General features: G+C 65.9%; 21 protein-coding genes. 15 read left to right on the top strand and 6 right to left on the bottom strand.

Annotation, left to right across the window (positions count from 1 at the left end; translation table 11 throughout):
* The first annotated feature begins 126 nt into the window (after positions 1 to 126).
* The 7 genes from CH339_RS08505 (at position 127) to CH339_RS08535 (ending at position 6,292) form a co-directional block, all read left to right on the top strand.
* Entirely contained in the window at positions 127 to 354 is a 228-nt protein-coding gene (locus tag CH339_RS08505) for a twin-arginine translocase TatA/TatE family subunit (protein ID WP_111433918.1), read from the top strand.
* Positions 355 to 399: 45 nt separating this feature from the next.
* On the top strand, positions 400 to 930 hold the full coding sequence (tatB, locus tag CH339_RS08510) for a Sec-independent protein translocase protein TatB (RefSeq protein WP_111433919.1): 531 nt from the start codon (positions 400 to 402) through the stop codon (positions 928 to 930).
* Positions 931 to 954: 24 nt separating this feature from the next.
* Positions 955 to 1,749: a twin-arginine translocase subunit TatC gene (tatC, locus tag CH339_RS08515; protein WP_111433920.1), complete on the top strand. Its 795-nt coding sequence runs from the start codon at positions 955 to 957 to the stop codon at positions 1,747 to 1,749.
* Positions 1,750 to 1,807: 58 nt separating this feature from the next.
* Positions 1,808 to 3,106 (top strand): serine--tRNA ligase, encoded by a 1,299-nt coding sequence (gene serS / locus CH339_RS08520; protein ID WP_111433921.1) that lies wholly within the window; start codon positions 1,808 to 1,810, stop codon positions 3,104 to 3,106.
* 2 nt (positions 3,107 to 3,108) lie between these two features.
* Positions 3,109 to 3,870: a 5'/3'-nucleotidase SurE gene (gene surE / locus CH339_RS08525; protein WP_111433922.1), complete on the top strand. Its 762-nt coding sequence runs from the start codon at positions 3,109 to 3,111 to the stop codon at positions 3,868 to 3,870.
* Positions 3,871 to 4,006: 136 nt separating this feature from the next.
* On the top strand, positions 4,007 to 4,696 hold the full coding sequence (locus CH339_RS08530; protein ID WP_111433951.1) for a protein-L-isoaspartate(D-aspartate) O-methyltransferase: 690 nt from the start codon (positions 4,007 to 4,009) through the stop codon (positions 4,694 to 4,696).
* Between the two features lie 267 nt (positions 4,697 to 4,963).
* Positions 4,964 to 6,292, top strand: a complete 1,329-nt coding sequence (locus CH339_RS08535; RefSeq protein WP_170138446.1) for a LysM peptidoglycan-binding domain-containing M23 family metallopeptidase — start codon at positions 4,964 to 4,966, stop codon at positions 6,290 to 6,292.
* A gap of 153 nt (positions 6,293 to 6,445) precedes the next feature.
* On the opposite strand, the gene CH339_RS08540 is transcribed toward CH339_RS08535, so the two are convergent.
* A complete protein-coding gene (locus CH339_RS08540) occupies positions 6,446 to 7,327 on the bottom strand; it encodes an ATP-binding protein (protein WP_111433924.1) in 882 nt (293 codons plus the stop codon).
* Positions 7,328 to 7,620: 293 nt separating this feature from the next.
* Here CH339_RS08540 and yajC point away from each other — a divergent pair, with 293 nt between their 5' ends.
* The 6 genes from yajC (at position 7,621) to CH339_RS08570 (ending at position 13,797) form a co-directional block, all read left to right on the top strand.
* Entirely contained in the window at positions 7,621 to 7,950 is a 330-nt protein-coding gene (gene yajC, locus CH339_RS08545) for a preprotein translocase subunit YajC (protein ID WP_111433925.1), read from the top strand.
* Positions 7,951 to 8,033: 83 nt separating this feature from the next.
* The gene (gene secD, locus CH339_RS25100) at positions 8,034 to 9,644 is read left to right on the top strand and encodes a protein translocase subunit SecD (protein ID WP_111433926.1); all 1,611 of its coding nucleotides are present in this window, start codon (positions 8,034 to 8,036) and stop codon (positions 9,642 to 9,644) included.
* Between the two features lie 31 nt (positions 9,645 to 9,675).
* The gene (secF, locus tag CH339_RS25105) at positions 9,676 to 10,623 is read left to right on the top strand and encodes a protein translocase subunit SecF (RefSeq protein WP_111433927.1); all 948 of its coding nucleotides are present in this window, start codon (positions 9,676 to 9,678) and stop codon (positions 10,621 to 10,623) included.
* A gap of 6 nt (positions 10,624 to 10,629) precedes the next feature.
* On the top strand, positions 10,630 to 11,028 hold the full coding sequence (locus CH339_RS08560; RefSeq protein ID WP_111433928.1) for an Mth938-like domain-containing protein: 399 nt from the start codon (positions 10,630 to 10,632) through the stop codon (positions 11,026 to 11,028).
* Between the two features lie 22 nt (positions 11,029 to 11,050).
* Positions 11,051 to 11,914, top strand: a complete 864-nt coding sequence (locus tag CH339_RS08565) for a phytoene/squalene synthase family protein (protein WP_111433929.1) — start codon at positions 11,051 to 11,053, stop codon at positions 11,912 to 11,914.
* A gap of 92 nt (positions 11,915 to 12,006) precedes the next feature.
* A complete protein-coding gene (locus tag CH339_RS08570) occupies positions 12,007 to 13,797 on the top strand; it encodes a DUF4153 domain-containing protein (protein ID WP_146610141.1) in 1,791 nt (596 codons plus the stop codon).
* Positions 13,798 to 13,801: 4 nt separating this feature from the next.
* Here CH339_RS08570 and trmFO read toward each other — a convergent pair whose 3' ends face one another.
* Entirely contained in the window at positions 13,802 to 15,229 is a 1,428-nt protein-coding gene (trmFO, locus tag CH339_RS08575) for a methylenetetrahydrofolate--tRNA-(uracil(54)-C(5))-methyltransferase (FADH(2)-oxidizing) TrmFO (protein WP_111433931.1), read from the bottom strand.
* Positions 15,230 to 15,365: 136 nt separating this feature from the next.
* Here trmFO and CH339_RS08580 point away from each other — a divergent pair, with 136 nt between their 5' ends.
* Complete coding sequence (locus tag CH339_RS08580; RefSeq protein WP_111433932.1) at positions 15,366 to 15,989, top strand: hypothetical protein; 624 nt, start codon at positions 15,366 to 15,368, stop codon at positions 15,987 to 15,989.
* A gap of 125 nt (positions 15,990 to 16,114) precedes the next feature.
* On the opposite strand, the gene CH339_RS08585 is transcribed toward CH339_RS08580, so the two are convergent.
* The 3 genes from CH339_RS08585 to uvrA form a co-directional block, all read right to left on the bottom strand.
* Complete coding sequence (locus tag CH339_RS08585) at positions 16,115 to 16,264, bottom strand: DUF1127 domain-containing protein (RefSeq protein WP_111433933.1); 150 nt, start codon at positions 16,262 to 16,264, stop codon at positions 16,115 to 16,117.
* A 512-nt stretch (positions 16,265 to 16,776) separates the two neighbouring features.
* Positions 16,777 to 17,562: a pentapeptide repeat-containing protein gene (locus CH339_RS08590; protein WP_111433934.1), complete on the bottom strand. Its 786-nt coding sequence runs from the start codon at positions 17,560 to 17,562 to the stop codon at positions 16,777 to 16,779.
* A 197-nt stretch (positions 17,563 to 17,759) separates the two neighbouring features.
* Positions 17,760 to 20,648, bottom strand: coding sequence for an excinuclease ABC subunit UvrA (gene uvrA / locus CH339_RS08595; protein ID WP_111433935.1), 2,889 nt, complete (start codon positions 20,646 to 20,648; stop codon positions 17,760 to 17,762).
* A gap of 560 nt (positions 20,649 to 21,208) precedes the next feature.
* On the opposite strand from uvrA, the gene CH339_RS08600 reads away from it, so the two are divergent.
* Entirely contained in the window at positions 21,209 to 21,709 is a 501-nt protein-coding gene (locus CH339_RS08600) for a single-stranded DNA-binding protein (protein ID WP_111433936.1), read from the top strand.
* A 396-nt stretch (positions 21,710 to 22,105) separates the two neighbouring features.
* Here CH339_RS08600 and CH339_RS08605 read toward each other — a convergent pair whose 3' ends face one another.
* Complete coding sequence (locus CH339_RS08605) at positions 22,106 to 23,149, bottom strand: cation diffusion facilitator family transporter (protein ID WP_111433937.1); 1,044 nt, start codon at positions 23,147 to 23,149, stop codon at positions 22,106 to 22,108.
* Positions 23,150 to 23,151 lie beyond the last annotated feature (2 nt).

The following is a 23,151-nucleotide window of genomic DNA, read 5'->3' on the forward strand; positions in this document are numbered from 1 at the left end:
ACCTGGAACGGTGGGTTGCGGTCCGCCTAAGGGTGTGTTGCGGGTCGGGACCCTTTCTGCAATAGTGCCGCCGAAAAATGACGTGCAGCGCGCGATGCGCTTGAGACGTTTGAGGAGAAGTCATTCATGTCCATAGGTATTTGGCAGATCGTCATCGTCGCGGTGATCGTCGTGCTCCTGTTCGGTCGCGGCAAGATTTCCGAGCTGATGGGCGACGTCGCGAAAGGCATCAAGAGCTTCAAGAAGGGGCTCGCCGAAGACGAGACCGAGGAAAAAGACAACAACAAGACGATCGAGCACGACTCCACGACGGCGTCGATGGACAAGGCCAACGATCAGAGCAAGGCGAGCTGACGCCGGCCCCATTGAAGGCCGCGCCACCCCAGTAGGGCGGACGCCATGTTCGATATCGGCTGGACCGAGATCCTTGTTGTTGCCGTGATCGCAATCCTCGTCGTTGGACCGAAGGAATTGCCGCGGATGCTGCGCACGTTCGGCCAGGTGGTCGGCAAGATGCGCCGCATGGCCGGCGAGTTCCAGACAACGTTCAACGACGCGGTGCGCGAGGCCGAGCGCCAGGCGGACCTGGACGACGCCAAGAAAAGCCTCTCCGACATGAACAAGTCGTTCAATCCGGTCGCGGACGTCAAGAAGGCGATGAATCCGTTGAGCGCGCTGGACGGCGTCAAGGATCCGACCAAGCCTTACAAGCCGCAGGCCGAGGGCCAGAAGTCCAAGGCGCAAGAAGAAACGCCGGCGCTCGATCCGGTCGACCGGGCCGTTTCGGAGATGAACCCGGATGACGGCCTCGGTGAGCCGCGCCCGGCGACCCAGGCCGATGCGGTGCCTGCAAGCCAGGACGCCCGCAAGGCTGCGGACGCCGACACCGATGTTCCGGCGGCTGCCGAGCCGTCCAACAAACAATCATAAATCCGGGGTAGGGGTGCGCTCAAAATGAGCGAAGAGGACGACATCGAATCGACGAAGGCGCCGCTGATCGAGCACCTCATCGAGCTGCGCCAGCGCCTGATGTGGTCGGTGCTGGCGATCATGATCGCCTTCGTCGTCTGCTTCTATTTCGCCAGCGACATCTTCAACATCCTGATCATCCCCTATGAGCGGGCGGCCGGCGACCAGCGCGAGATCGAGCTGATCTTCACCGCGCCGCAGGAATATTTCTTCACCCAGTTGAAGCTGGCCCTGTTCGGCGCGCTGTTCCTGGCCTTTCCGGTGCTGGCAAGCCAGCTCTACATGTTCGTGGCGCCAGGCCTCTACAAGAACGAGCGCGGCGCGTTCCTGCCCTATCTGGTGGCGACGCCGGTGCTGTTCGCGATCGGCGCCTCGCTCGTCTTCTTCGTTGTCATGCCGCTCGCCATGCGCTTCTTCCTCGGCATGGAGCAGGCCGGCGGCTTGGGCGTCGCCGAGATCAAGCACCTGCCCAAGGTCTCCGAATATCTCGGCCTCGTCATGACGTTGATTTTCGCCTTCGGCCTGGTGTTCCAGTTGCCGGTCGTTTTGACGCTGCTGGCGCGGGCCGGGCTGACCGATTCCAACGGCCTGAAGGCCAAGCGCAAATACGCCGTCGTGCTCACCTTCATCGCCGCCGCGGTGCTCACCCCGCCCGATCCGATCAGCCAGATCGGACTTGCACTCCCAACCCTGCTCCTCTACGAGTTCTCCATTCTTTCCGTGAAGATGGTGGAACGAAAACGGGCCGAAGCCGAGGCGAAGGCGGACGAAGCCGCGTAGTCGATCGGCGAAGGCGCTGGCCCTCGGTCCGCCGCAATGAATTCGACCCGAGGCGACGATGTTCGACATCAAATGGATTCGCGACAACCCGCAGACCTTCGACCGCGGGCTGGAAAAGCGCGGGCTGCCGCCGCTGTCGGCAAAGCTCATCGAGATGGATGACGCGCGCCGCGCCCACATCACCAAGCTGCAGGATGCCCAGGAGCGCCGCAACGCCGCCTCCAAGGAGATCGGCAAGGCCAAGGGCTCCGGCGACGAGGAAAAAGCGCAGGCGCTGATCGACGAAGTCGCCAAGCTGAAGAGCTTCGTGCAGGGCGGCGAGGAGGAGGAGCGCAAGCTCACCGCGGGCCTGGAAGAGGCGCTTTCCGCGATCCCCAACCTGCCGCTCGACGACGTGCCGGTCGGGCCCGACGAGGACGCCAATGTCGAGGTGCGCCGCGTCGGCGACAAGCCGTCCTTCGATTTTGCGCCGAAGGAGCATTTCGAGCTCGGCGAGGGCCTCGGCCTGATGGATTTCGAGGCCGCCGCCAAGATGGCCGGCTCGCGCTTCGTCGTCATGCAAGGGGGGCTGGCGCGCCTGCACCGGGCGCTCGCCCAGTTCATGGTCGACCTGCAGACCCTGGAGCACGGCTACACCGAGACGATCCCGCCGCTGCTGGTGCGTGACGAGGCGGTCTACGGTACCGCCCAGCTTCCGAAATTCGCCGAGGACCTGTTCAAGACCACTGACGGGCGCTGGCTGATCCCGACCGCCGAGGTGCCGCTCACCAACCTGGCCCGCGAGCGCATCTTCGAGGATGCCGAGCTGCCGATGCGGGTGACGGCGCTGACCCCGTGCTTCCGCTCCGAGGCCGGTTCGGCCGGTCGCGACGTGCGCGGCATGCTGCGCCAGCACCAGTTCGACAAAGTCGAGCTCGTCTCCGTCACCCGCGCCGAGGACTCGGTCGACGAACTCGAGCGCATGGTCGGCTGCGCCGAGGAGGTGCTGAAGCGCCTCGGCCTCCACTACCGCGTCGTCACGCTCTCCACCGGCGACATGGGCTTCGGTGCCAGAAAAACCTACGACATCGAGGTCTGGCTGCCGGGACAGGACATGTTCCGGGAAATTTCCAGCTGCTCAGTCTGCGGCGACTTCCAGGCCCGGCGCATGAATGCGCGCTACCGCCCGTCCGGCGAAAAGGGCCTGAAGTTCTGCCACACCCTCAACGGCTCGGGCATCGCCGTCGGCCGCGCGCTGATCGCGGTGATGGAGAACTACCAGACCGCCGACGGCGCGATCGCCGTACCGGAGGCCTTGAAGCCCTATCTCGGCGGTCTCGACACGATCGGCGGCCCTCAAAATACCGGCGGAAAGTGACCATGCGTATTCTCGTCACCAATGACGACGGCATCAACGCTCCCGGGCTGAAGGTGCTGCAGAAGATCGCCGCCGAACTTTCCGACGACGTCTGGACCGTCGCGCCGGAGACCGACCAGAGCGGGCTCTCCCATTCGCTGACGCTGAGCGACCCCTTGCGGCTGCGCCAGCTCTCCGAGCGCGAGTTCGCCCTGCGCGGCACGCCGACCGACTGCGTCATCATGGGCGTGCGCCAGGTCATGGACACCCCGCCGGATCTGCTGTTGTCGGGTGTCAATGCCGGCCAGAACATTGCCGACGACGTCACCTATTCCGGCACGGTCGCCGGTGCCATGGAAGGCGTCATGCTGGGCGTGCGCTCCATCGCCCTCAGCCAGGCCTATGAGTGGGACGGCGGCCGCGTGGTGCCGTGGGAGACGGTCGAGGCGCACGGCCCCGACGTCATCCGTCGCATCATCGATGCGGACCTGCCGCTTGACGTTATGGTCAACGTCAACTTTCCCAATTGCGGGCCGGACGAGGTTGCCGGCATGGAGATCACGTCCCAGGGCAAGCTGACCCATGGCCTCTTCGTGGAAGAGCGCACCGACGGGCGCGGCAATCCCTATTTCTGGCTCGCCTACCGGCGCCAGCCCTTCAGCCCGCGGCCTGGCTCCGACCTGACGGCGATCCACGAGGGCAAGATCTCGCTGACGCCGCTGCGCCTCGACCTGACGGCGCCGGACATGTTCGACAAACTGTCGAGCGCCGTCGAGCGGGGCTGAAAGAGGGCGCTCCTTGCGCAACGTCGCTGGCTGGGCGCGCTCACGGGCGCGCCATTGAAGCGCCTTTTTGTTGATTTCTGACTGGCCGGGCGTTGACATCGGCAATTCTCCGCCGTTTGCGGACCTCTGCACGGATATGAACGACATCACGGACGACAGTTTCGATTCCTGGGACGACAGCAATGAGGGCGACCGCATCGCGACGGCCGAACTCATCCTGTTGCTGCGCCGCCAGGGCATCCGCGATGCCCGGGTGTTGTCGGCGCTGGAGCGGGTGCCGCGGCGCCTGTTCCTGTCCGCCAACAGCCACACGCTCGCCTATGCCGACCGCGCCCTGCCGATCGAATGCGGCCAGACCATTTCCGCGCCGTCCATCGTCGCGCTGATGACCGAGGCCCTGGAAATCGAGCCGACGCACCGGGTGCTGGAGATCGGCACCGGCTCCGGCTACCAGGCGGCGGTGCTCTCCAAGCTCGCCGAGCACGTCGACACCATGGAGCGTTACCGCACGCTGATGGAGCTGGCCGAGCAGCGCATGGCGACGCTCGGCATCACCAATGTCAACTTTCACCTCGGCGACGGCTTCGAGGGCCTGCCGGAAAAGGCACCCTTCGACCGAATCATCGTCACCGCGGCCGCGCCCGAGCTGCCGCAGACGCTCGCCGGCCAACTCGTCGGCGGCGGCATCATGGTGGTGCCGGTGGGCCCTTCGGGCGGCATCCAGGAACTGATCAAGGTGCGCCGGCGCGGCAGCCGCCTTGAGGAAACGGCGCTGTGTTCGGTGCGTTTCGTGCCGATGGTGCCGGGCGTCGCCAGCCGGCTGTGAGCCGGAAGGCACGCCCCCTGTAAAGCGCTTAGTTGTTCAGCTAACCCCTTATGCGGTAATCGATTGCGCAGCGCCGCAAGGCCATAATTGCAACAAAAAAGCAGCTGCCGTTTAGTCTTTATCAACGTTACCCAGGTCTAATGATGTCGTCTTTTCAGGTACGACATGAGTAGGCCGATGCGCGTGAAATCAGTAAATTCTCGGTCACAGACGCTCGCCAGACTGGGTGTGGTGGCCATGCTGGCCGGCGTCGCCGCCGGGTGCAGCATGGACGTTTCGCGGTTCACCGACACGATCGTGACGGGGTCCACGAAGAACCAGAAGCAAATCGTCAACGCCGAGCGGCAGAGCCCGACCTATGACGAGCTGGTGACCGGCTCGACGGCCAAGCCCCCCGCGGCACGCGGCGGGCGGTCCGATCCGGGCATGAAGTCATCGGTCTCCATCTACAATCCGCCCGAGGCGAATGCCCCCATCTCCAAGGATGGCTGGACGACGGCCGGCGGCACGCGGATCAGCGTGCGCCAGGGCGACAGCGTCTCCTCCATGTCGCGCCGCTACGGCGTGCCCAAGGACGCGATCCTTGCCGCCAATCCGGGCCTTGGCAATGGCGAAAGCCTGGCCGCCGGCCAGCAGGTGATCATCCCGACCTACGTCCATGGCGGCGGCTCCCGGTCCAACGTCGCCGCGGCACCCTTGCCGCCGCAGCAGACCGGCAATCGCAGCTACGACGACATCGTCACAGGGTCAGCCAACCAGAACGCGGCCCGGCCGGTCGGGGCCCAGCCCTTTCCGTCGCGGGCCTCCGCACCCCATCCGGCGCCGAAGCCGCGCCGCGCTCTGGTTGCTCAGCGCCCGGCCGCGCCGCGCGGCGGCACCCACACCGTGCAGGCCGGCGAGACCATCTCCAGCATCTCCCGCACCTACGGCATCTCCCGTGGCGAGCTGATTGCGGCCAACGGGCTCGGCGACAGCAACCTCATCAAGATCGGCCAGACACTGACGATTCCGGCAGCCGGCGCGACGAATGTAGCGCGTGCAGCGCCGGCCCGCCCGGACGTCGTCGAGGCCCAGCCGACGCGCAAGCCGAAGGCCCGCGACCAGGTCGCGACCCACAATCCCGATCCCGACGAGGTCGTCACCGGGTCGCTGCCGGCCACCGAAGACAAGGACCAGGCCGGCGGCCAGCAGCCGGAGCCGCGCCAGACCGCGCAGATCCGCTCCTTCCGCTGGCCGGTGCGCGGCCGCATCATCTCCGAATTCGGGTCGAAGCCGAACGGCCAGCACAATGACGGCATCAATCTCGCCGTGCCGGAGGGCACCTCCGTCAAGGCGGCCGAGAACGGCACCGTCATCTATGCCGGCAACGAGCTGAAGGGCTACGGCAACCTGGTCCTCGTCCGTCACTCGGACGGCTGGGTCACCGCCTACGCGCACAACAGCGAGCTCATGGTCAAGCGCGGCGAATCGGTCAACCGCGGCCAGATCATCGCCAAGGCCGGCGCCTCCGGCACCGTCACCCAGCCGCAGCTCCACTTCGAACTGCGCAAGGGCTCGCGGCCGGTCGATCCGATGCCCTATCTGGCAGGGGCATAAGAGGAAACATCGGGCCTTCGGCGACTGTCGCCGGAGGCCTTTTCTTTCGCCGTCCCGGCGAAAATCCAGGCCGAAGACAAATGATGCGGCCATGGCAGGAGAAATTGGTCAGCCCTTGTCCCCGCGAGGCGCCTGATCAGGGCGGGGCGGCTCCTACCCAGTCAGTCGTACCTTGAGCCGTCCCGCCAAATCCTGGATGAACTGCCAGGCAACGCGGCCCGACCGCGCCCCGCGCGAAATCGACCATTCCAGCGCCTCGGCCTTCAGCGTCTCGTCCTCCACCTCGATCCCGTAATGGGCCACATAGCCGCGGACCATCGCCAGATAGTCCTCCTGGCTGCAATTGTGGAAGCCGAGCCAGAGCCCGAAACGGTCCGACAGCGACACCTTCTCCTCAACCGCCTCGGCCGGATTGATGGCCGTCGACCGCTCGTTCTCCATCATGTCGCGCGGCAACAGATGGCGCCGGTTCGACGTGGCGTAGAAGAGGACGTTCTCGGGCCGGCCCTCGATGCCGCCTTCCAGCACCGCCTTCAGCGACTTGTAGGATGTGTCGTCTCCGTCGAAGGACAGGTCGTCGCAAAACACCAGGAACGGATGGTCCGCCGCCCTCAGGAACTGCATCAGTGCCGGCAGCGTCTCGATATCCTCGCGGTGGATCTCGATCAGCTTCAGGGCGGCGGCGCCGTCCTTTTCCAGCCGCGCATTGACGGTGGCGTGGGCCGCCTTGACAAGCGAGGACTTGCCCATGCCGCGGGCGCCCCACAGGAGCGCGTTGTTGGCCGGCAGGCCGCGGGCGAAGCGCTCCGTGTTGTCGATCAGGGTCTCGCGCATCCGCTCGATCCCCTTCAACAGGTCCATCTCGACGCGATTGATCCTGGTGACCGGTACGAAGCGGACCGGATCGGCCTGCCAGACGAAGGCGTCGGCGGCATTGAAATCCGGGGTTTCGGGAGCGGGTGGGACCGCCCGTTCGACGAGCGAAAGAAGCCGGTCGAGGCGGGAGGCGATGGCGGTGAGGGCAGGGTCTTGCAAGGCGGGTCTCCGCTTCGGGGAGTCTTTTCGTTTGAAAGTCGTCTGCCCCTACCACATATGCGGCAAGGCCTGCCACAAGCTAGACCTGTGATCGGGGGCCGTTGCGACACTCGCGCATCCGGCAAACGGTTGGCCCGGCGGCAGGTTTCGGGCACAGTCCCGGGTTCCAAGGGAGTGTTTGCATTGCCTGAGCGGACCGTTATAGTCCGCGCCGAAATCACCGCGACCGTCCGCCGGCCCGGCAAACGGGCGGCCGGGCGGTCCGCCATCAGAACCCAGTCAAGGAGTGGTCCATGTTCGTGACCCCGGCCTTCGCCCAGTCGGGCAGTGCTGCCCCCGGCGGCGATATGCTGATCAGCCTCATCCCGTTCGTGCTGATCTTCGTCATCATGTATTTCCTCATCATCCGGCCGCAGCGCCAGCGGGTGAAGGAGCATCAGGCGATGGTCTCGGGCCTGCGCCGCGGCGATACGGTCGTCACCAGCGGCGGCATCATCGGCAAGGTATCTCGCGTCATCGACGACAACGAGGTCCAGCTCGAACTGGCCGAGGGCATGAAGATCCGCGTCGTCAGGGCCATGATCCACGAAGTCCGCTCCAAGGGCGAGCCGGCCAAGGAATAGACCGGCCAAGGACGACACGGGAAGACCGGCGCCGCGGCGCCGGATTCCCATTGAATTCCCGTTGAAAGATCGGACGAGCGGACATGCTCTATTTCGCGCGCTGGAAAATCGCCCTCATCCTCTTGGTCGCCCTCGGCGGCTTCGTGCTGACGGCGCCAAACTTCTTTTCCCGCGAGACGGTGGAAGCCTGGCCGAGTTGGGTGCCGGGCAAGCAGCTCGTGCTCGGTCTCGATCTTCAGGGCGGCGTCTACCTGCTCTATGAGGTCGACAGCGCCGACTACAAGAACAAGCGCCTGAAGACGCTTGTCGGCGACATCCGCAAGCTGCTCCGCGACGAGCCGCGCATCGGCTATACCGGGCTCGGCATCCAGGGCGACGGCGTCCAGGTCCGCATCCGCGACACGGCCAAGATCGCGGACGCCGAGGGGCGCCTGCGCGATCTGCGCAATCCGCTGGAATCCAGCGTCTTCGGCAGCGATCCGGTGGACGAGTTCCAGATGGAGACCGGCGAGGGCGGCCTGATCCGCTTTTCCTTCACCGAAGCGGGCCTGTCGCACCGCATCCGCAGCATCGTCTCGCAATCGATCGAGGTCATCCGCCGGCGCATCGACGAACTCGGCACCACCGAGCCGAGCATCCAGCGCCAGGGCGAGGACCGGGTGCTGGTCGAGGCACCGGGCGAGAAGGATCCGCAGCGGCTGAAGTCCGTGATCGGCCAGACCGCCCAGATGACCTTCCACATGGTCGACGTCTCGACCCCGGTCCAGCAGGCGATCGAAAGCCGTCCGCCCCCGGGCTCCACGGTGATGTACACCACCGACGATCCCCCCGTTCCCTATGTGGTCAACGAGGCGCCGCTGTTGAGTGGTGAGGACCTGACCGACGCCCAGACGGGGTTCGACCAGCAGACCAACGAGCCGGTCGTCACCTTCCGCTTCAACACCGCGGGCGCCCGCAAGTTCGGTCTCATCACCCAGCAGAATGTCGGTCGGCCGTTCGCCATCGTGCTCGACGGCGAGATCATTTCAGCACCCGTCATCCGCGAGCCGATCCTCGGCGGCTCCGGCCAGATTTCCGGCAACTTCACCGTGGAAGGCGCCAACGACCTGGCCGTCCTGCTGCGTGCCGGCGCGCTGCCGGCCAGGCTGACCGCGATCGAGGAGCGCACCGTCGGGCCGGGCCTTGGCGCCGACTCCATCGAGGCCGGCGAGGTCGCCTCGGTGATCGGCATGCTCGCCGTCGTCGTCTTCATGCTGGCCGCCTACGGGCTCTTCGGCATCTTCGCCAACGCCGCGCTGATCGTGAACATGTTCCTGATCCTCGGCGCGCTGTCGGCGCTCGGCGCGACGCTGACGCTTCCGGGCATCGCCGGCATCGTCCTGACCATCGGCATGGCGGTCGACGCCAACGTGCTGATCTTCGAGCGCATCCGGGAGGAGGCGCGCCAGGGCAGATCGGCCATCGGCGCGATAGACGCCGGATTTTCGCGGGCGCTCGGCACCATCTTGGACGCCAACATCACCACCTTCATCTCCGCCGTCATCCTGTTCCAGCTCGGCTCCGGCCCGATCCGCGGCTTTGCCGTGACGCTGGCCATCGGTATCGTCACGACGGTGTTCTCCGCCTTCACCTTCACCCGCTTCCTGGTGGCGCAGTGGGTGAAGATGCGGCGTCCGACGGCCGTTCCGCTGTGATCGCCCGGACAGAAAGAGCGAGACTTCTTCCATGAGATACCTGCGCCTGATCCCGGACGATACCAAGCTCCGGTTCATGACCTACCGGTGGATCGCCTTTCCGGTTTCGGTCACCGCCATGATCGCTTCGCTGGTGCTGTTCGCCGTCCTCGGTCTCAATCTCGGCATCGACTTCAAGGGCGGCAGCCTCATCGAGATCCGCACCATCGACGGACCGGCCGACACCGGCTCCATCCGCTCCAGCCTCGGCGAGCTCAATCTCGGCGACGTCCAGGTGCAGGAATTCGGCGCCCCCGACGACGTTCTCATCCGCATTGAGGACCAGGAGGGCGGCGAGTCCGCGCAGCAGCGCGCGATCACCCTGATCCGCGGCACTCTCGGCGAGGAGGGCGTGGAATACCGGCGCGTCGAAGTGGTCGGACCGCGCGTTTCCGGCGAACTGGCCGAGGCCGGCACCATCGCCGTCGTCGTCGCGCTGTTTGCCGTGCTGCTCTACATCTGGTTCCGCTTCGAATGGCAGTTCGCGCTCGGCGCCGTCGCCGCCACGATCCACGACGTCGTCCTGACCATCGGCATGTTTTCCATCTTGAGGCTCGACTTCACGCTCGCCTCGATCGCCGCCATCCTGACCATCGTCGGCTATTCGCTCAACGATACCGTGGTGGTGTACGACCGGGTGCGCGAGAATCTCCGGCGCTACAAGAAGATGCCCTTGCCGCAGCTTCTCGACCTGTCGATCAACAACACCCTGTCGCGCACGGTCCTCACCTCGCTGACCACGCTGCTGGCGCTGTTCGCGCTGTTCATCTTCGGCGGCGAGGTCATCCGCTCCTTCGTCTTTGCGATGATCTGGGGCATTTTCGTCGGCACCTACTCCTCTATATTCATTGCCGCGCCGCTATTGATCCATTTGAAGCTCAAGCGCGGCGGCAGCAAGGATGGAGGGGCGGAGACGGCAGGAGCCGCCGAAGCCACTTAGACAGACATGGTCAACGACGACAGCGGGCTCGTCTTCACGGCCCCGCACTTTCCCGGCCGGGCGCCGATCGACGCCTATGGCGACGGCCGCTTCAAATTTGCCGAAATGGCCCATACCGGCTCGCTGCTGTGCCTGCCGAGCGGCATTCTCCCATGGCCGTGTTCCGCGCCCGAAAGCTTCGACGCCGAGGCCTTTTCCGCAGTGATTGCGGAAGCCGGCGAGATCGACATCCTGCTCGTCGGCACCGGCAACGACCTTCGGCCGCTGGCACCCGGCCTGAAGGCGCTGTTCCGGTCCCATGCGATCAGCGCCGATGCCATGTCGACCGGTGCGGCCGTGCGCACCTACAACGTCCTCCTTGCCGAAAACCGCGCCGTGGCGGCGGCCCTGATCGCCGTCGAATAGCGTTGGCGCAAGGGATTATCGCGTGTCGTTCGACAAGGCCTATGACCACTGTTTCGATCTCGTGCGCCGCACCGACAAGGAGCGGTTCGTTGCCGGCCTGTTCGCGCCACAGGATCGCCGGCGGCATCTCTATGCGCTCTATGCCTTCTACGCCGAGACGGCGGCCGTCCGCGACCGGGTCAGCGATCCGCTGCCGGGCGAGATCCGCCTGCAATGGTGGCACGACGCCATCACCGGCACCTGCCGCGGCGAGATCGAGGGCAATCCGCTCGCCGTCGCGCTCCTCGACACCATCGAGCGGTTCGACCTGCCCCGCAACATCTTCGCCGAGATGCTGGAGGCGCGCAGCTTCGACCTCTACGACGACCCGATGCCGTCCCTTGACGACCTCCACGCCTATGCCCGCGAGACGGCCTCGGCGCTGATCCGCCTGGCCGTCCGGATCCTGTGCGGCCGCTGCCGGCTCGACGTCACCGAGGTCGCCAACCATGCCGGCATCGCCCAGACCGTCACCGAGGTGCTGCGCAAGTTTCCGCAGGATGCCGCCCGCGGCCAGATCTTCCTGCCGCTCGACGTGCTGTCCCGCCACGGCGTCGACTGCGTCTCGGTCTGCGCCGGCGAGGCCGGCGAGGGCTTGATGCCGGCAATGGCGGAGCTGCGCGACGAGGTGCGCTATCACCTCGACGAGACGCGCGGCGGCATCGTCCGGCTCTCGCCGGACATCGCCCCGGCCTTTCTCACCACCTGCCTGGTCGAGCGCTATCTCGGCATCATGGAGCGGCCGGGCTACGATCCCTTCGCGACCATGGTGGATATGCCGCTGTGGCGCCGTCACTGGATGCTGTGGCGGATGGCGGCCAAGGCCCGGCGCCACTACGCCGCCTGATCCTTTTTGCCGCGACAGCCGCAATCTCGCCCAACCTTGCCCGCAAGGACAGGCGGGGCCGGCAGCCGCTGCCGGCGAACGGGAGGGGTTCCATGTCGTGGGTGTCGCGCCAGGTCCAGCAATTGGGGCCGGAAGTCCGGTCGGTCATCGGGCGCTTCCCGGTCGCCGTCGCCGGTTTCGCCGTCCTCACCGTCCTTGCCATCATGAAGGCCCACGAAGAGGTGCCGGCGCCGCTGGTGGACAGCATCGAGAAGGTGCTGTTCGGGCTAACCGTCGGTGGTCTCTATGCCATTGCCGGCACGCTTTTCGGCGAGGCGCGGCGGTTGGGCGCGCTCCTGCGGCAGGGGATCGCCCTGGCGCTCTATATCGGCGCGCTCGCGGTGGTGTTGGGTACCGGCGACCTCGGACCCGGCGATCTCTTCTTCCTCGGCGCTGCCGTCCTCTTGGTCGGCCTTGCGCCCTATCTGGCGGGAAGGGCCGATCTCGACGCCTTCTGGCTGTTCAACCAGCAGGCCTTCATCGGTGCGGTCTTTGCGCTGTTCGGCGCACTGATGTTCTTCCTCGGCGTGCTGCTGATCGAGCAGAGCATCAAGATCCTGTTCGGGCTCGGCTCCGGCGATCTCGCCTTCAAGATCCTGCTTCCCGTCTCGCTCTGCTTCCTCGCCCCGGTCGCCTGGCTGGCGATGCTGCCGGTCGCCGGGACGCTGGAAAGGGTCGAGGGGCTGTCGGCCCTCGTCGTCTCGCCGGTCCATGTGTTGAACCGCTTCGTGCTGGTGCCGCTGCTCACCGTCTATGCGGCCGTGCTCCTTGCCTATGCGGCGCAGATCGCCGTGAGCGGGGCGTTGCCGAAGAACCAGATCGGCTGGATGGTCTCCGGCTTCGGCGCGATCGGCGCATTGTCGTTCCTCGTGCTCTACGGCGAACGGGCGACCGTCGGGCCGTTCTTTGCCGGGTTCAGGCGCTTCTGGTTTCCGGCAACGATCGTTCCCGTCATCCTCCTCGCCATTGCCGTGTGGCTGCGCGTCGACGCCTACGGCCTGACGCCGGAACGGGTGTTCCTCGCCCTCGTCGCGCTCTGGCTCGGCCTGATGGCGCTGATCTTCACGGCGACCCTCGGCCGCGCCGACATCCGCCTCGTCCCCGGCATCCTCGCGGCTCTCTTTCTCCTCGGCTCCCTCGGACCCCTCAGTCCGGAGGCGCTGACGGCGCAGAGTCAGACGGCGCGCATCGTTGCGATGCTGAGCCAGGCGGGGGCGATCGAGGACGGCCGGCTCGTCGCCAACGATGAGATCGGTGCCGGGATCGACGGCGACACGCGGCGCAATCTCAGGTCCGCGCTCCAGGCCCTGCGCAATGTCGATCGGCTGGACGCCTTGCGCCCGCTGCTGGGCAAGGAGAATGGCGCCGTTTTCGCCAAGTCCGACGATCCGCACGAGGTCTATCGCCGGATCTCCGCTCTCCTCGATATCGACCCGGCGAGCGTCAACGCCCGCAACCGCCGCGAGGCCCGCATCGCCGCGCGCGGCGCGCGCCTGTTTCGTGCCGGTGGCATAGGCGTCTTCGGCCCGTTCGACCTCTGGGCGGTGACCAACCGCACGGCCAGGGCCGGCGCAATGACCGTTGCCCGGGTCGGCAAGACCGTATTCCGGGTGGATGTCGGCGCGGCATCGCCCGTGCGCATCGACTTTGCCGAGGCCTTCGAGCGGACGCTGGAAGAGGGCGGCGAAGACGCAGGGAAGGTGCCGCTGTCAAAAAGCGCCACCACCGGGGACCGCCGCGTCACCGTGACGTTCTACGAGGCCCGTTTGCGCCAGGAAACAGACGGACCGGTGGAACTGTCCTCCGGACGCTTCGTCGTCGTGGTGACGCCGAGGACGCGCTGAAGCGCTATTCCGCGGCCGTCCGAGCCGCGGCGCCATCCAGCCAAGCGGAAAAATCGGCGAGCGCCCGCCGCGCCAGCGCCAGCTTCTTGGCCCGCGCCTTTTCCTTGCCGCGGAACCGCTTGACGCCTTCCGGCTTGACGATCTCAACCGGCGGGAACAGCCCGAAATTGACGTTCATCGGCTGGAACGAGCGCGGGCCGGACCCCGTCTCGTCGGCGAGGTGGCCGCCGGTGATGTGGGACAGAAGCGCGCCCGTCGCCGTCGTCACCGGGGGCGTGACAAGCGGCGTGCCGAGGCGTTCGGCCGCCGCGAGCCTGCCGGTGAGGAGGCCGATGGCGGCCGATTCCACATAGCCCTCGCAGCCGGTGATCTGGCCGGCGAAGCGCAGCCGTGGATCCGCCTTCAGCCGCAACGTTCCGTCGAGCAGCTTCGGCGAATTGAGGAAGGTGTTGCGGTGGAGCCCGCCGAGCCGGGCGAACTCCGCATTTTCCAGGCCTGGGATCATCCTGAACACGCCGACCTGCGCGCCGTATTTCAGCTTCGTCTGGAAGCCGACCATGTTGTAGAGCGTGCCGAGCGCGTTGTCCTGGCGGAGCTGGACGATGGCGTATGGCTTCACGTCCGGATCGTGCGGATTGGTCAGCCCGACCGGCTTCATCGGCCCGTGGCGCAGCGTCTCGCGGCCGCGCGCGGCCATCACCTCGATCGGCAGGCAGCCGTCGAAATAGGGCGTCGAGGCTTCCCAGTCCTTGAACTCGGTTGTGTCGCCGGCAATCAGCGCATCGACGAAGGCCTCGTACCGGTCCTTGTCCATCGGGCAGTTGAGGTAGTCGGCGCCGGTGCCGCCGGGGCCGGCCTTGTCGTAGCGCGACTGGAACCAGGCCGTCTCAAGGTCGATGCTGTCGAAATGGACGATCGGCGCAATCGCGTCGAAAAAGGCGAGCGCGTCCTCGCCGGTCAGTCCCCGGATCGCCTCGGCAAGCGTCGCCGAGGTGAGGGGACCGGTGGCAAGGATGACGCTGTCCCAGTCCTCCGGCGGCAGGCCGGACACTTCCTCGCGGCGGATCTCGATCAGCGGATGGGCCTCGAGCGCTGCGGTGACCGCCGCAGCAAAGCCCTCCCGGTCGACGGCGAGCGCCCCACCCGCCGGCACCTGATGCGCATCGGCCGCCTCCATGATCAGCGAACGGCCAAGCCGCATTTCGGCATGCAGGACGCCGACGGCGTTGCTCTCCGCATCGTCGGAGCGGAACGAGTTGGAGCAAACGAGCTCGGCGAGATCGCCGGTCTTGTGGGCTTCCGTGCCGCGCTCCGGCCGCATCTCGTGCAGGACGATGGGAACGCCGGCGCTGGCGATCTGCCAGGCAGCTTCGCTGCCGGCAAGGCCGCCGCCGACCACGTGGACGGGGCTCGATTGTGATGGATCTGACATGGTCCGGAACCTATGGCGCCGAGGCGCCGCTTTCAAGCGTTTCAGGTCCCGGTTACGCCCCTGACTTCGTCGTGTTTGGACTTCTTCCAGCGGAACCGTAAATTGGCAGAAGATTCAGTGATTCGGGTGATGCGGCATGACGATTGGAAAGGCAGCGGCTGGCGTCGTCATCGCCGCGGCACTGGCCGGCTGCGCCGGCCAGATGGCAGGGGCACCGAACGCCTGGTACGGCGCCCACAACGCCGTTGCACCGGGACCGGATCGCCTCGTCGTCTGCCATGCCTTCGGCTGCGCCCGCCGCACGTCGGTGAAGCTGACGCGCCGCGACCTCAATCGTCTGAAACGCATCCTGAGGGCGGGATACCGCTCGCCGGAGCGCGAGAGGAAGGCCATCGGCCGGGCGATAGCCTGGGCCGAGAAGCGCGTCGCCCCGGCGGTGGGCTCGGCCAACGATATCGGCGGGCTGGACATGCACAATGCCGGCGTTGCCGGCCAGATGGACTGCCTCGACGAGGCGACCAACACGACGAGCGTCCTCTTGATCGCCCAGCGCCACGGCTATCTGAAGCACCACCGGGTGGCGAGCCCCGTCGCCCGCGGTTTCTTCCTGGACGGGCGCTATCCCCATGCAACGGCGGTGATAGTGGAGAAAAAATCGGGCAGCGGCTACGCCGTCGATTCCTGGCCGCACGGCAACGGGATCGAGCCCGACATCATGCCGTTGGACGCCTGGTTCGCCGCATCGCCCGCCTCGGGCTGAGCAGCGCCGTCAAAAACGTGTCTGCAGATACAAAAACACCCGCCGGAGGGAGGAGAACCCGGCGGGTGTTAATGGTCCGTCGGCTCAGCGACGAACGGTGTCCGTAAACTTCGGTCCTGTGCCACTTAGTGCGAGCACCGGCGAGCGATATACGGAATGTCGGCGCGCGAAATACCGAGATCATGGAGCTCGTGCGAGGAGAGACGCATCAGCTCGTTATAGGTCGCGTTGTATTTGCGCCACGAACGGTAGTTGCGAACGATGGTGTCGAACATGGCTTCACCCAGTCAGTTTAATCCGAGTATCTCGGGTTTGGTTTCTACTGCGCGCCCGGCGCTCCGCATTCGGTGCGTTGCCGTGGCAAGAGGAGACTTAAGTGATCGGTGTTGCCGGCGGGAGGCGCAAAAACGCATAGCTCTCATGCGGAAAGCACAGAGATTTCCCTTTAATTATTAAGGGCTTGTAATATTTTGAGATGGATCGTGAGAGACCTTTGGGCGGCATTGTGGCGGCTGTCGCATCCGTGGTCTGAAAACGACTTTGACTGTCGCAAATACGACGGCCGAAGTGAAAATTATGTCAAAACCGGGGCAGTTGCTTGGATGCCGCCGTTGCCCAGGTTTTGACCCCAGCAAAAAACAGATCAAAAACTAGGCTTTGTCAATAAAGATTTCGGTAAGGAATGACGTGCGGCAAAGTGGTTTTTTTGCGCTTTTTTGCCTCGAATGCCCCCGAAACACCCCCTGAATGCCCTTGAACGCCCGTCGACTGCCCTTGAAAGAGGCGCTCAGTTGGCCCTCCAGCGCTCGCTCAGCCGTTTCGCGACGGATTCGGGCAGGTCGACCGCACCGCGAAAATCGGTGTCCTCGAAAGTGGCATTTCGAAAGTCGACATTGGAGAGCCGCGCCCCGACGAAGGCGGCCGAGATGAGCTGGGCGCCCGACAGCTTGGTGCCGGAAAGGTCGGCGCCGGAGAAGTTGACCTCCTCGGCGCTTGCGCCCGTCATGTCTGTACCGACGAGCTTGGCCCAGCGGAAGTCGGAGCCGATGACGACCCCGCGCAGCATGTAGACGCCGGAAAGGTCGGCCCGGCGGAACCGCGTCTGCTCCATCAGCACGTCCTTCATGTTGGCGCCGGAAAGGTCCGCGTCGTCGAGCCGGGCATAGTTGAGATCCGTGCCGAACATGAAGGCCTTGTGCAGGGTGGCGCCGGTCATGTCGGCGTAGTCGAGCCTGGTGTGGAAGAGGTCGGCGCCGGACATGTCGGCGCGCTTCAGTTGGCAATGGCTGAGATTGGCCCATTTGAAATCGGCGCCCTTCAGATTGGCGCCGGTGAGATCGCAGCCGGTCAGGACGGCATTGCCGAAATCGACACCGGAAAGATCCGCGCCGTGCAGGTCGACGCCGATGAGCTGGCGGCCCTTGAAGGAGCAGTGGCGCAGATCGTCGCCCGCATGGGGTGCGTCGCAGTCGGCCGTGTCCGCAGCCGTCGCCGGCGCCGAGACGAGGAGGGCGCCGAGAACGGCAGAAGCGGCCGTGAGAGGACAGCCGGCAAGGCGGAGCGCAAAGGTCATGGTGGCGGGCCCTTTCGGTACGGCGCGGCCTTTGCCCGTGCAACGGCAGGAGCGGCTCAGGCGAGCCCTCACAGCATTTCTGCCGCCTTCGGAAGCTTGTGGCGCGGCAAATCGCTCGGCCGCGCGAGTGTGCGCCTAAAAATGCCTCTGGGGACATCATAGGCCACCGACGGCCCGCGGCGCCTCCGTAAGAGCGCTTATTCCGCCGCTGTCGACTTCTTCGTCCGGTCATGCCGGGCGAGAACGTCCTTCAGGAACCGGCCGGTATGGCTGCGCGGCTCGGCGACGATGTCCTGCGGCCGCCCCGTGGCGACGATCTCGCCGCCGCCGTCGCCGCCTTCCGGGCCGAGATCGATGATCCAGTCGGCCGTCTTGATGACCTCCAGATTGTGCTCGATGACGACGACCGTGTTGCCCTGATCGACCAGTTCGTGCAGCACTTCCAAGAGCTTGGCGACGTCGTGGAAGTGCAGGCCCGTGGTCGGCTCGTCGAGGATGTAGAGCGTGCGGCCCGTCGCGCGCCGCGACAGCTCCTTGGAGAGCTTCACGCGCTGCGCCTCGCCGCCCGACAGCGTCGTCGCCTGCTGGCCGATATGGATATAGTCGAGGCCGACGCGCGACAGGGTCCTCAGCCGGTCGCGGATGGCCGGCACGGCGGAAAAGAATTCCGCGCCTTCCTCCACCGTCATGTCGAGCACGTCGGCGATCGACTTGCCCTTGAACTGGACCTCCAGCGTCTCGCGATTGTAGCGCCGGCCCTTGCAGACGTCGCAGGTGACGTAAACGTCCGGCAGGAAGTGCATCTCGATCTTGATGACGCCGTCGCCCTGACAGGCCTCGCAGCGCCCGCCCTTGACGTTGAAGGAAAAGCGCCCGGGTGCGTAGCCTCTAGCCTTGGCCTCCGGCAGCCCGGCGAACCACTCGCGGATCGGCGTGAAGGCGCCGGTATAGGTCGCCGGATTGGAGCGCGGCGTGCGGCCGATCGGCGACTGGTCGATGTCGATGACCTTGTCGAGGAATTCCAGCCCCTCGAAGCCTTCATGCGGCGCCGGCTGCTCGCGCGAGCCGGAAATGCGCCGGGAGGCGGCCTTGAAGAGGGTGTCGATCAGCAGCGTCGACTTGCCGGAGCCGGAAACGCCGGTAATGCAGGTGAAGGTGCCGAGCGGGATTTCCGCGGTGACGTCCTTGAGGTTGTTGCCGCGTGCGCCGATCAGCTTCAGCCGCTTCTTCTTCGGCAGCTTGCGGTGGACGGCGGGCAGCGGCACTTCCAGCGCGCCGGAGAGGTACTGGCCGGTGAGCGAGGCCGGATCGGCAACGATCTCCTCCGGCGTTCCGTGCGAGACCACCCGGCCGCCATGGACGCCGGCGCCGGGGCCCATGTCGAAGACATAGTCGGCGGTGTGGATGGCGTCCTCGTCGTGCTCCACGACGATGACGGTGTTGCCGAGATCGCGCAGGTGCTTCAGCGTCTCCAACAGGCGGGCGTTGTCGCGCTGGTGGAGGCCGATGGACGGCTCGTCGAGCACGTAGAGCACGCCGGTGAGGCCGGAGCCGATCTGCGAGGCGAGCCGGATGCGCTGGCTCTCGCCGCCGGAAAGCGTGCCCGACGCACGGGCAAGGGTCAGATAGTCGAGGCCCACATCGACGAGGAACCGCAGCCGCTCGCGGATCTCCTTCAGGATCCGGTAGGCGATCTCGTTCTGCTTGTCGGTGAGGTTTTCCGGCAGGGTCTCGGCCCATTCGGCAGCGCGGCGGATCGACATCGCCGTCACCTCGCCGATATGCCGGCCGTCGATCTTGACCGCAAGCGCCTCCGGCTTCAGGCGGTAGCCTGAGCAGGCATCGCAGGGATGGTCGGACTGGAACCGCGACAGCTCCTCGCGCACCCAGGCCGATTCCGTCTCGCGCCAGCGCCGCTCGATATTGCCGATGACGCCCTCGAAGGTCTTGTTGGTCTGGTAGCGCCTCAGCCCGTCGTCATAGACGAAGGTGATCGGCATCTTGCCGGAGCCGTAGAGGATGACGTTTCGCACCTCGTCCGGAAGTTCGCGCCAGGGCGTCGACATCGACACCTTGAAGTGCCGGCAGATCGCCTCGAAGGTCTGGGTGTAATAGGGCGAGGTGTTGCCGGTCTTGGCCCAGGGCAGCACCGCGCCCTCACGCAGGGAAAGGGAGGTGTCGGGCACGACCAGGTCGGCCTCGAATTCCAGCGTCGTGCCGAGGCCGTCGCAGGTCGGGCAGGCGCCGAACGGGTTGTTGAAGGAGAACAGGCGCGGCTCGATCTCGGCAATGGTGAAGCCGGAGACCGGGCAGGCGAATTTCTCCGAAAAGATCATCCGCTTCGGGGCGCCCTTGTCGTCGGTCTCGTCGGCAAATTCGGCAACCCCCAGGCCGTCGGCGAGCCCCAGCGCGGTCTCCAGAGAATCCGCCAGCCTGCTGGCGATGTCGCCGGCAACGACGATGCGGTCGACCACCACGTCGATGTCGTGCTTGAACTTCTTGTCGAGGGCAGGGGCCTCGCCGATCTCGTGGAAGGTGCCGTCGATCTTGACCCGCTGGAAGCCTTTCTTCTGCAGCTCGGCCAGTTCCTTGCGGTACTCGCCCTTGCGCCCGCGCACGATCGGCGCCGTCAGGTAGAGCCGGGTGCGCTCCGGCAGGGCGAGGATGCGGTCGACCATCTGGCTGACGGTCTGGCTCTCGATCGGCAGGCCGGTCGCCGGAGAATAGGGGATGCCGACCCGCGCGAACAGCAGGCGCAGATAGTCATAGATCTCCGTCACCGTGCCGACGGTGGAGCGCGGATTGCGCGAGGTCGTCTTCTGCTCGATGGAGATCGCCGGCGACAGCCCGTCGATCTGGTCGACATCGGGCTTCTGCATCATCTCCAGGAACTGGCGCGCATAGGCCGACAGGCTCTCCACATAGCGGCGCTGGCCTTCCGCATAGATCGTGTCGAAGGCGAGCGAGGACTTGCCGGACCCGGAGAGCCCCGTCATGACGACGAGCTGGTCGCGCGGGATGTCGAGGTCGACATTCTTCAGATTGTGTTCGCGGGCACCGCGAATGGAGAGATATTTGGTCGTCATCGGACTTTCCGTGCCTTGGGGAACGGTTCGGGCGCCGGCAGTCCGGCGGAAACGGGTGGCCTGCCGCCCGCATCGGCGGCCAGGAAGCGGCCCGGTCGGTTTGGGTAGGCAGATCGGGCAGGCCCTGGCGTCGGGCGTCCGATCCTAACGCGATATAGGCCAGATGCGCAGCCGCGCAACAAGGAGGATTACGCCACACACCGCACGGGACCGGACCGGCGGCCTGTAGCATTTGTATAAAGCTTGCGAGTCGACGTTAAGGACGCTTGGAACATACGATGAACACGCGTCTCTGCCAAGGGCCGCGGCCGGGCGGCGCGCAGGGTGGCGGGAAGCGGCTTGTCCGGCAGGTTTCCGGGGCTTTCAAGACCGCTCGGCGGGCTTGCCTTGTGCTTTTGCCTGTCCTACGATAGAAAGAACAAAAAGAAAACATGGCGCCGCGCGGCACGGTTCGCCGCGACTCGCCTGTGGAAAGGGGGCTGGCCGCGCTGGCCCCGGCGCCGGGCGCCCGCTAGGCTGTGCGGCAACGACGGAAGCACATTTCAGTACTGGAAAGAACTATGGCTGGATCGGTCAACAAGGTCATTCTGATCGGCAATCTCGGCGCCGATCCGGAAGTGCGCCGGACGCAGGACGGGCGTCCGGTGGTCAATCTGCGCATCGCCACCAGCGAGTCCTGGCGCGACCGCAACACCAACGAGCGCCGCGAGCGCACCGAGTGGCACCGGGTGGTGATCTTCAGCGAGGGCCTGTGCCGGATCGCGGAGCAGTATCTCAAGAAGGGCTCCAAGGTCTATCTGGAAGGCCAGTTGCAGACCCGGGAATGGGAAGACCAGTCGGGCCAGAAGCGCTACAGCACCGAGGTCGTCCTTCAGGGTTTCAATTCGACGCTGACCATGCTCGACGGCCGCAGCGGCGGCGGCGGCGGCGATTTCGCCGACAGCGGTTCCGGCGGCTCCGATTTCGGCCGTTCCAGCCCGATGGACCGCGGCGGCGGCAGCGGTGGCAACGCACCCTCGCGCCCGGCGCGCAACGACTTCGACGACGAGATCCCGTTCTGATCTGTCGTCTGGGCGCCATGTTGGCCCCTCGATCGACGGCCGGATCGCGCGCGGAGGCATCGAAGCTCGACGTCTAGGTTTGGAGAGGCGGAAGCGCCGTCTCGATTGCCGCGTCGGCCTTCGGACTCCTCGAAATGACGTTGAAAATACGAGGGAAATCCCGGTTTTCGTCATTGCGAGCGAAGCGAAGCAATCCAGGAGCGGCTTGCTCTGACGGTTAGGTCTGCGCTCGCCGGTCTATTCCGGCAAAGGCGCATGAGAGGGGGCGTGATAGAGAGCGAATCCGCGTCCTCTTTATCTCTGCCCACCCGACATGAGCTCCGTTCTGCAACGGACTTACAGTCGACGGGCCGCCCTTGCCGGACAGCACTGACGAACGTGCGGCCCCGGTAGCTGTCAGGACGGCGGGCCACCGGCATCCGAACCGCCGGCATTCGCGTCCGTCGCCGCCCCACCGCCATCCGCCGGCGTCCCCAGCGTCATGCCGGGGACCTCGCCCTCGGCCAACTCCGCGGCCAGCATCTTTTCGTGGTGCTGGCGCGCCTGCACCTCGATGAAGACGCGGCGGATCACCGGGAACGCCTCGCGGATCGCGATCTCCATGGCGTAGACCGCTTCCTCGACCTTGCCGACCGTCAGCGTGTTCTCGAAGTCGACGGAAAGGGCGAGCAGCACGTCGTTCGGGCCGCGGTGCAGGGTGCGGATCTCGTTGACCTGTTCGACGGTCGGATTGGCCTCCACGATGCGCTCGATCGCGGCGACGGTCCGCGGGTCCGCGGCCTCGCCGATCAGCAGGCCCTTGGTCTCGAAGGCAAGCAGGAAGGCGGTGCCGGCAAGGATGACGCCGATGACGATGGAGGCAGCGCCGTCGAGCCAGAGCCAGCCGGTGTATTGCATGCCGACGAGGCCGAGGAAGGCGACGAGGAGCCCGAGCATCGCCGCGGAATCCTCAAAGAGCACGGTGAAGACGGTCGGATCCTTGGAGTCGTGCACCGCCTCGATGTAGCTGCGCTTGCCCTTGGTGGAGCGGAATTCGCGCAGCGCCACCCACCAGGCGACGGCCTCGAAGGCAAAGGCAAGGCCGAGGACGACGAAGTTGACCAGCGGATTGCTGACCGGGTGCGGCTCGAGCACCTTGGAAATGCCCTCGTAGATGGAAACGCCGGAGCCGACCGCGAAGATCAGGATGGCGACGACGAAGGCCCAGAAATAGAGCTCCACGCCATAGCCGAACGGGTGTTCCTCGTCGGCCGGCCGGCTGGCGTTCTTCATGCCGTAGAGCAGGAGCCCCTGGTTGCCGGTGTCAACGAGGGAGTGGATGCCTTCCGACAGCATCGCCGAGGACCCCGTGAAGGCGGCGGCGCCGAACTTGGTGACGGCAATCATGAAATTGCCGGCAAGGGCCGCATAGATGACTTTCTTCGATCCGTGTGCGGCCATCG

This window comes from Rhodobium orientis, from assembly GCF_003258835.1.
GTDB classification, from domain to species: Bacteria; Pseudomonadota; Alphaproteobacteria; order Rhizobiales; family Rhodobiaceae; genus Rhodobium; species Rhodobium orientis.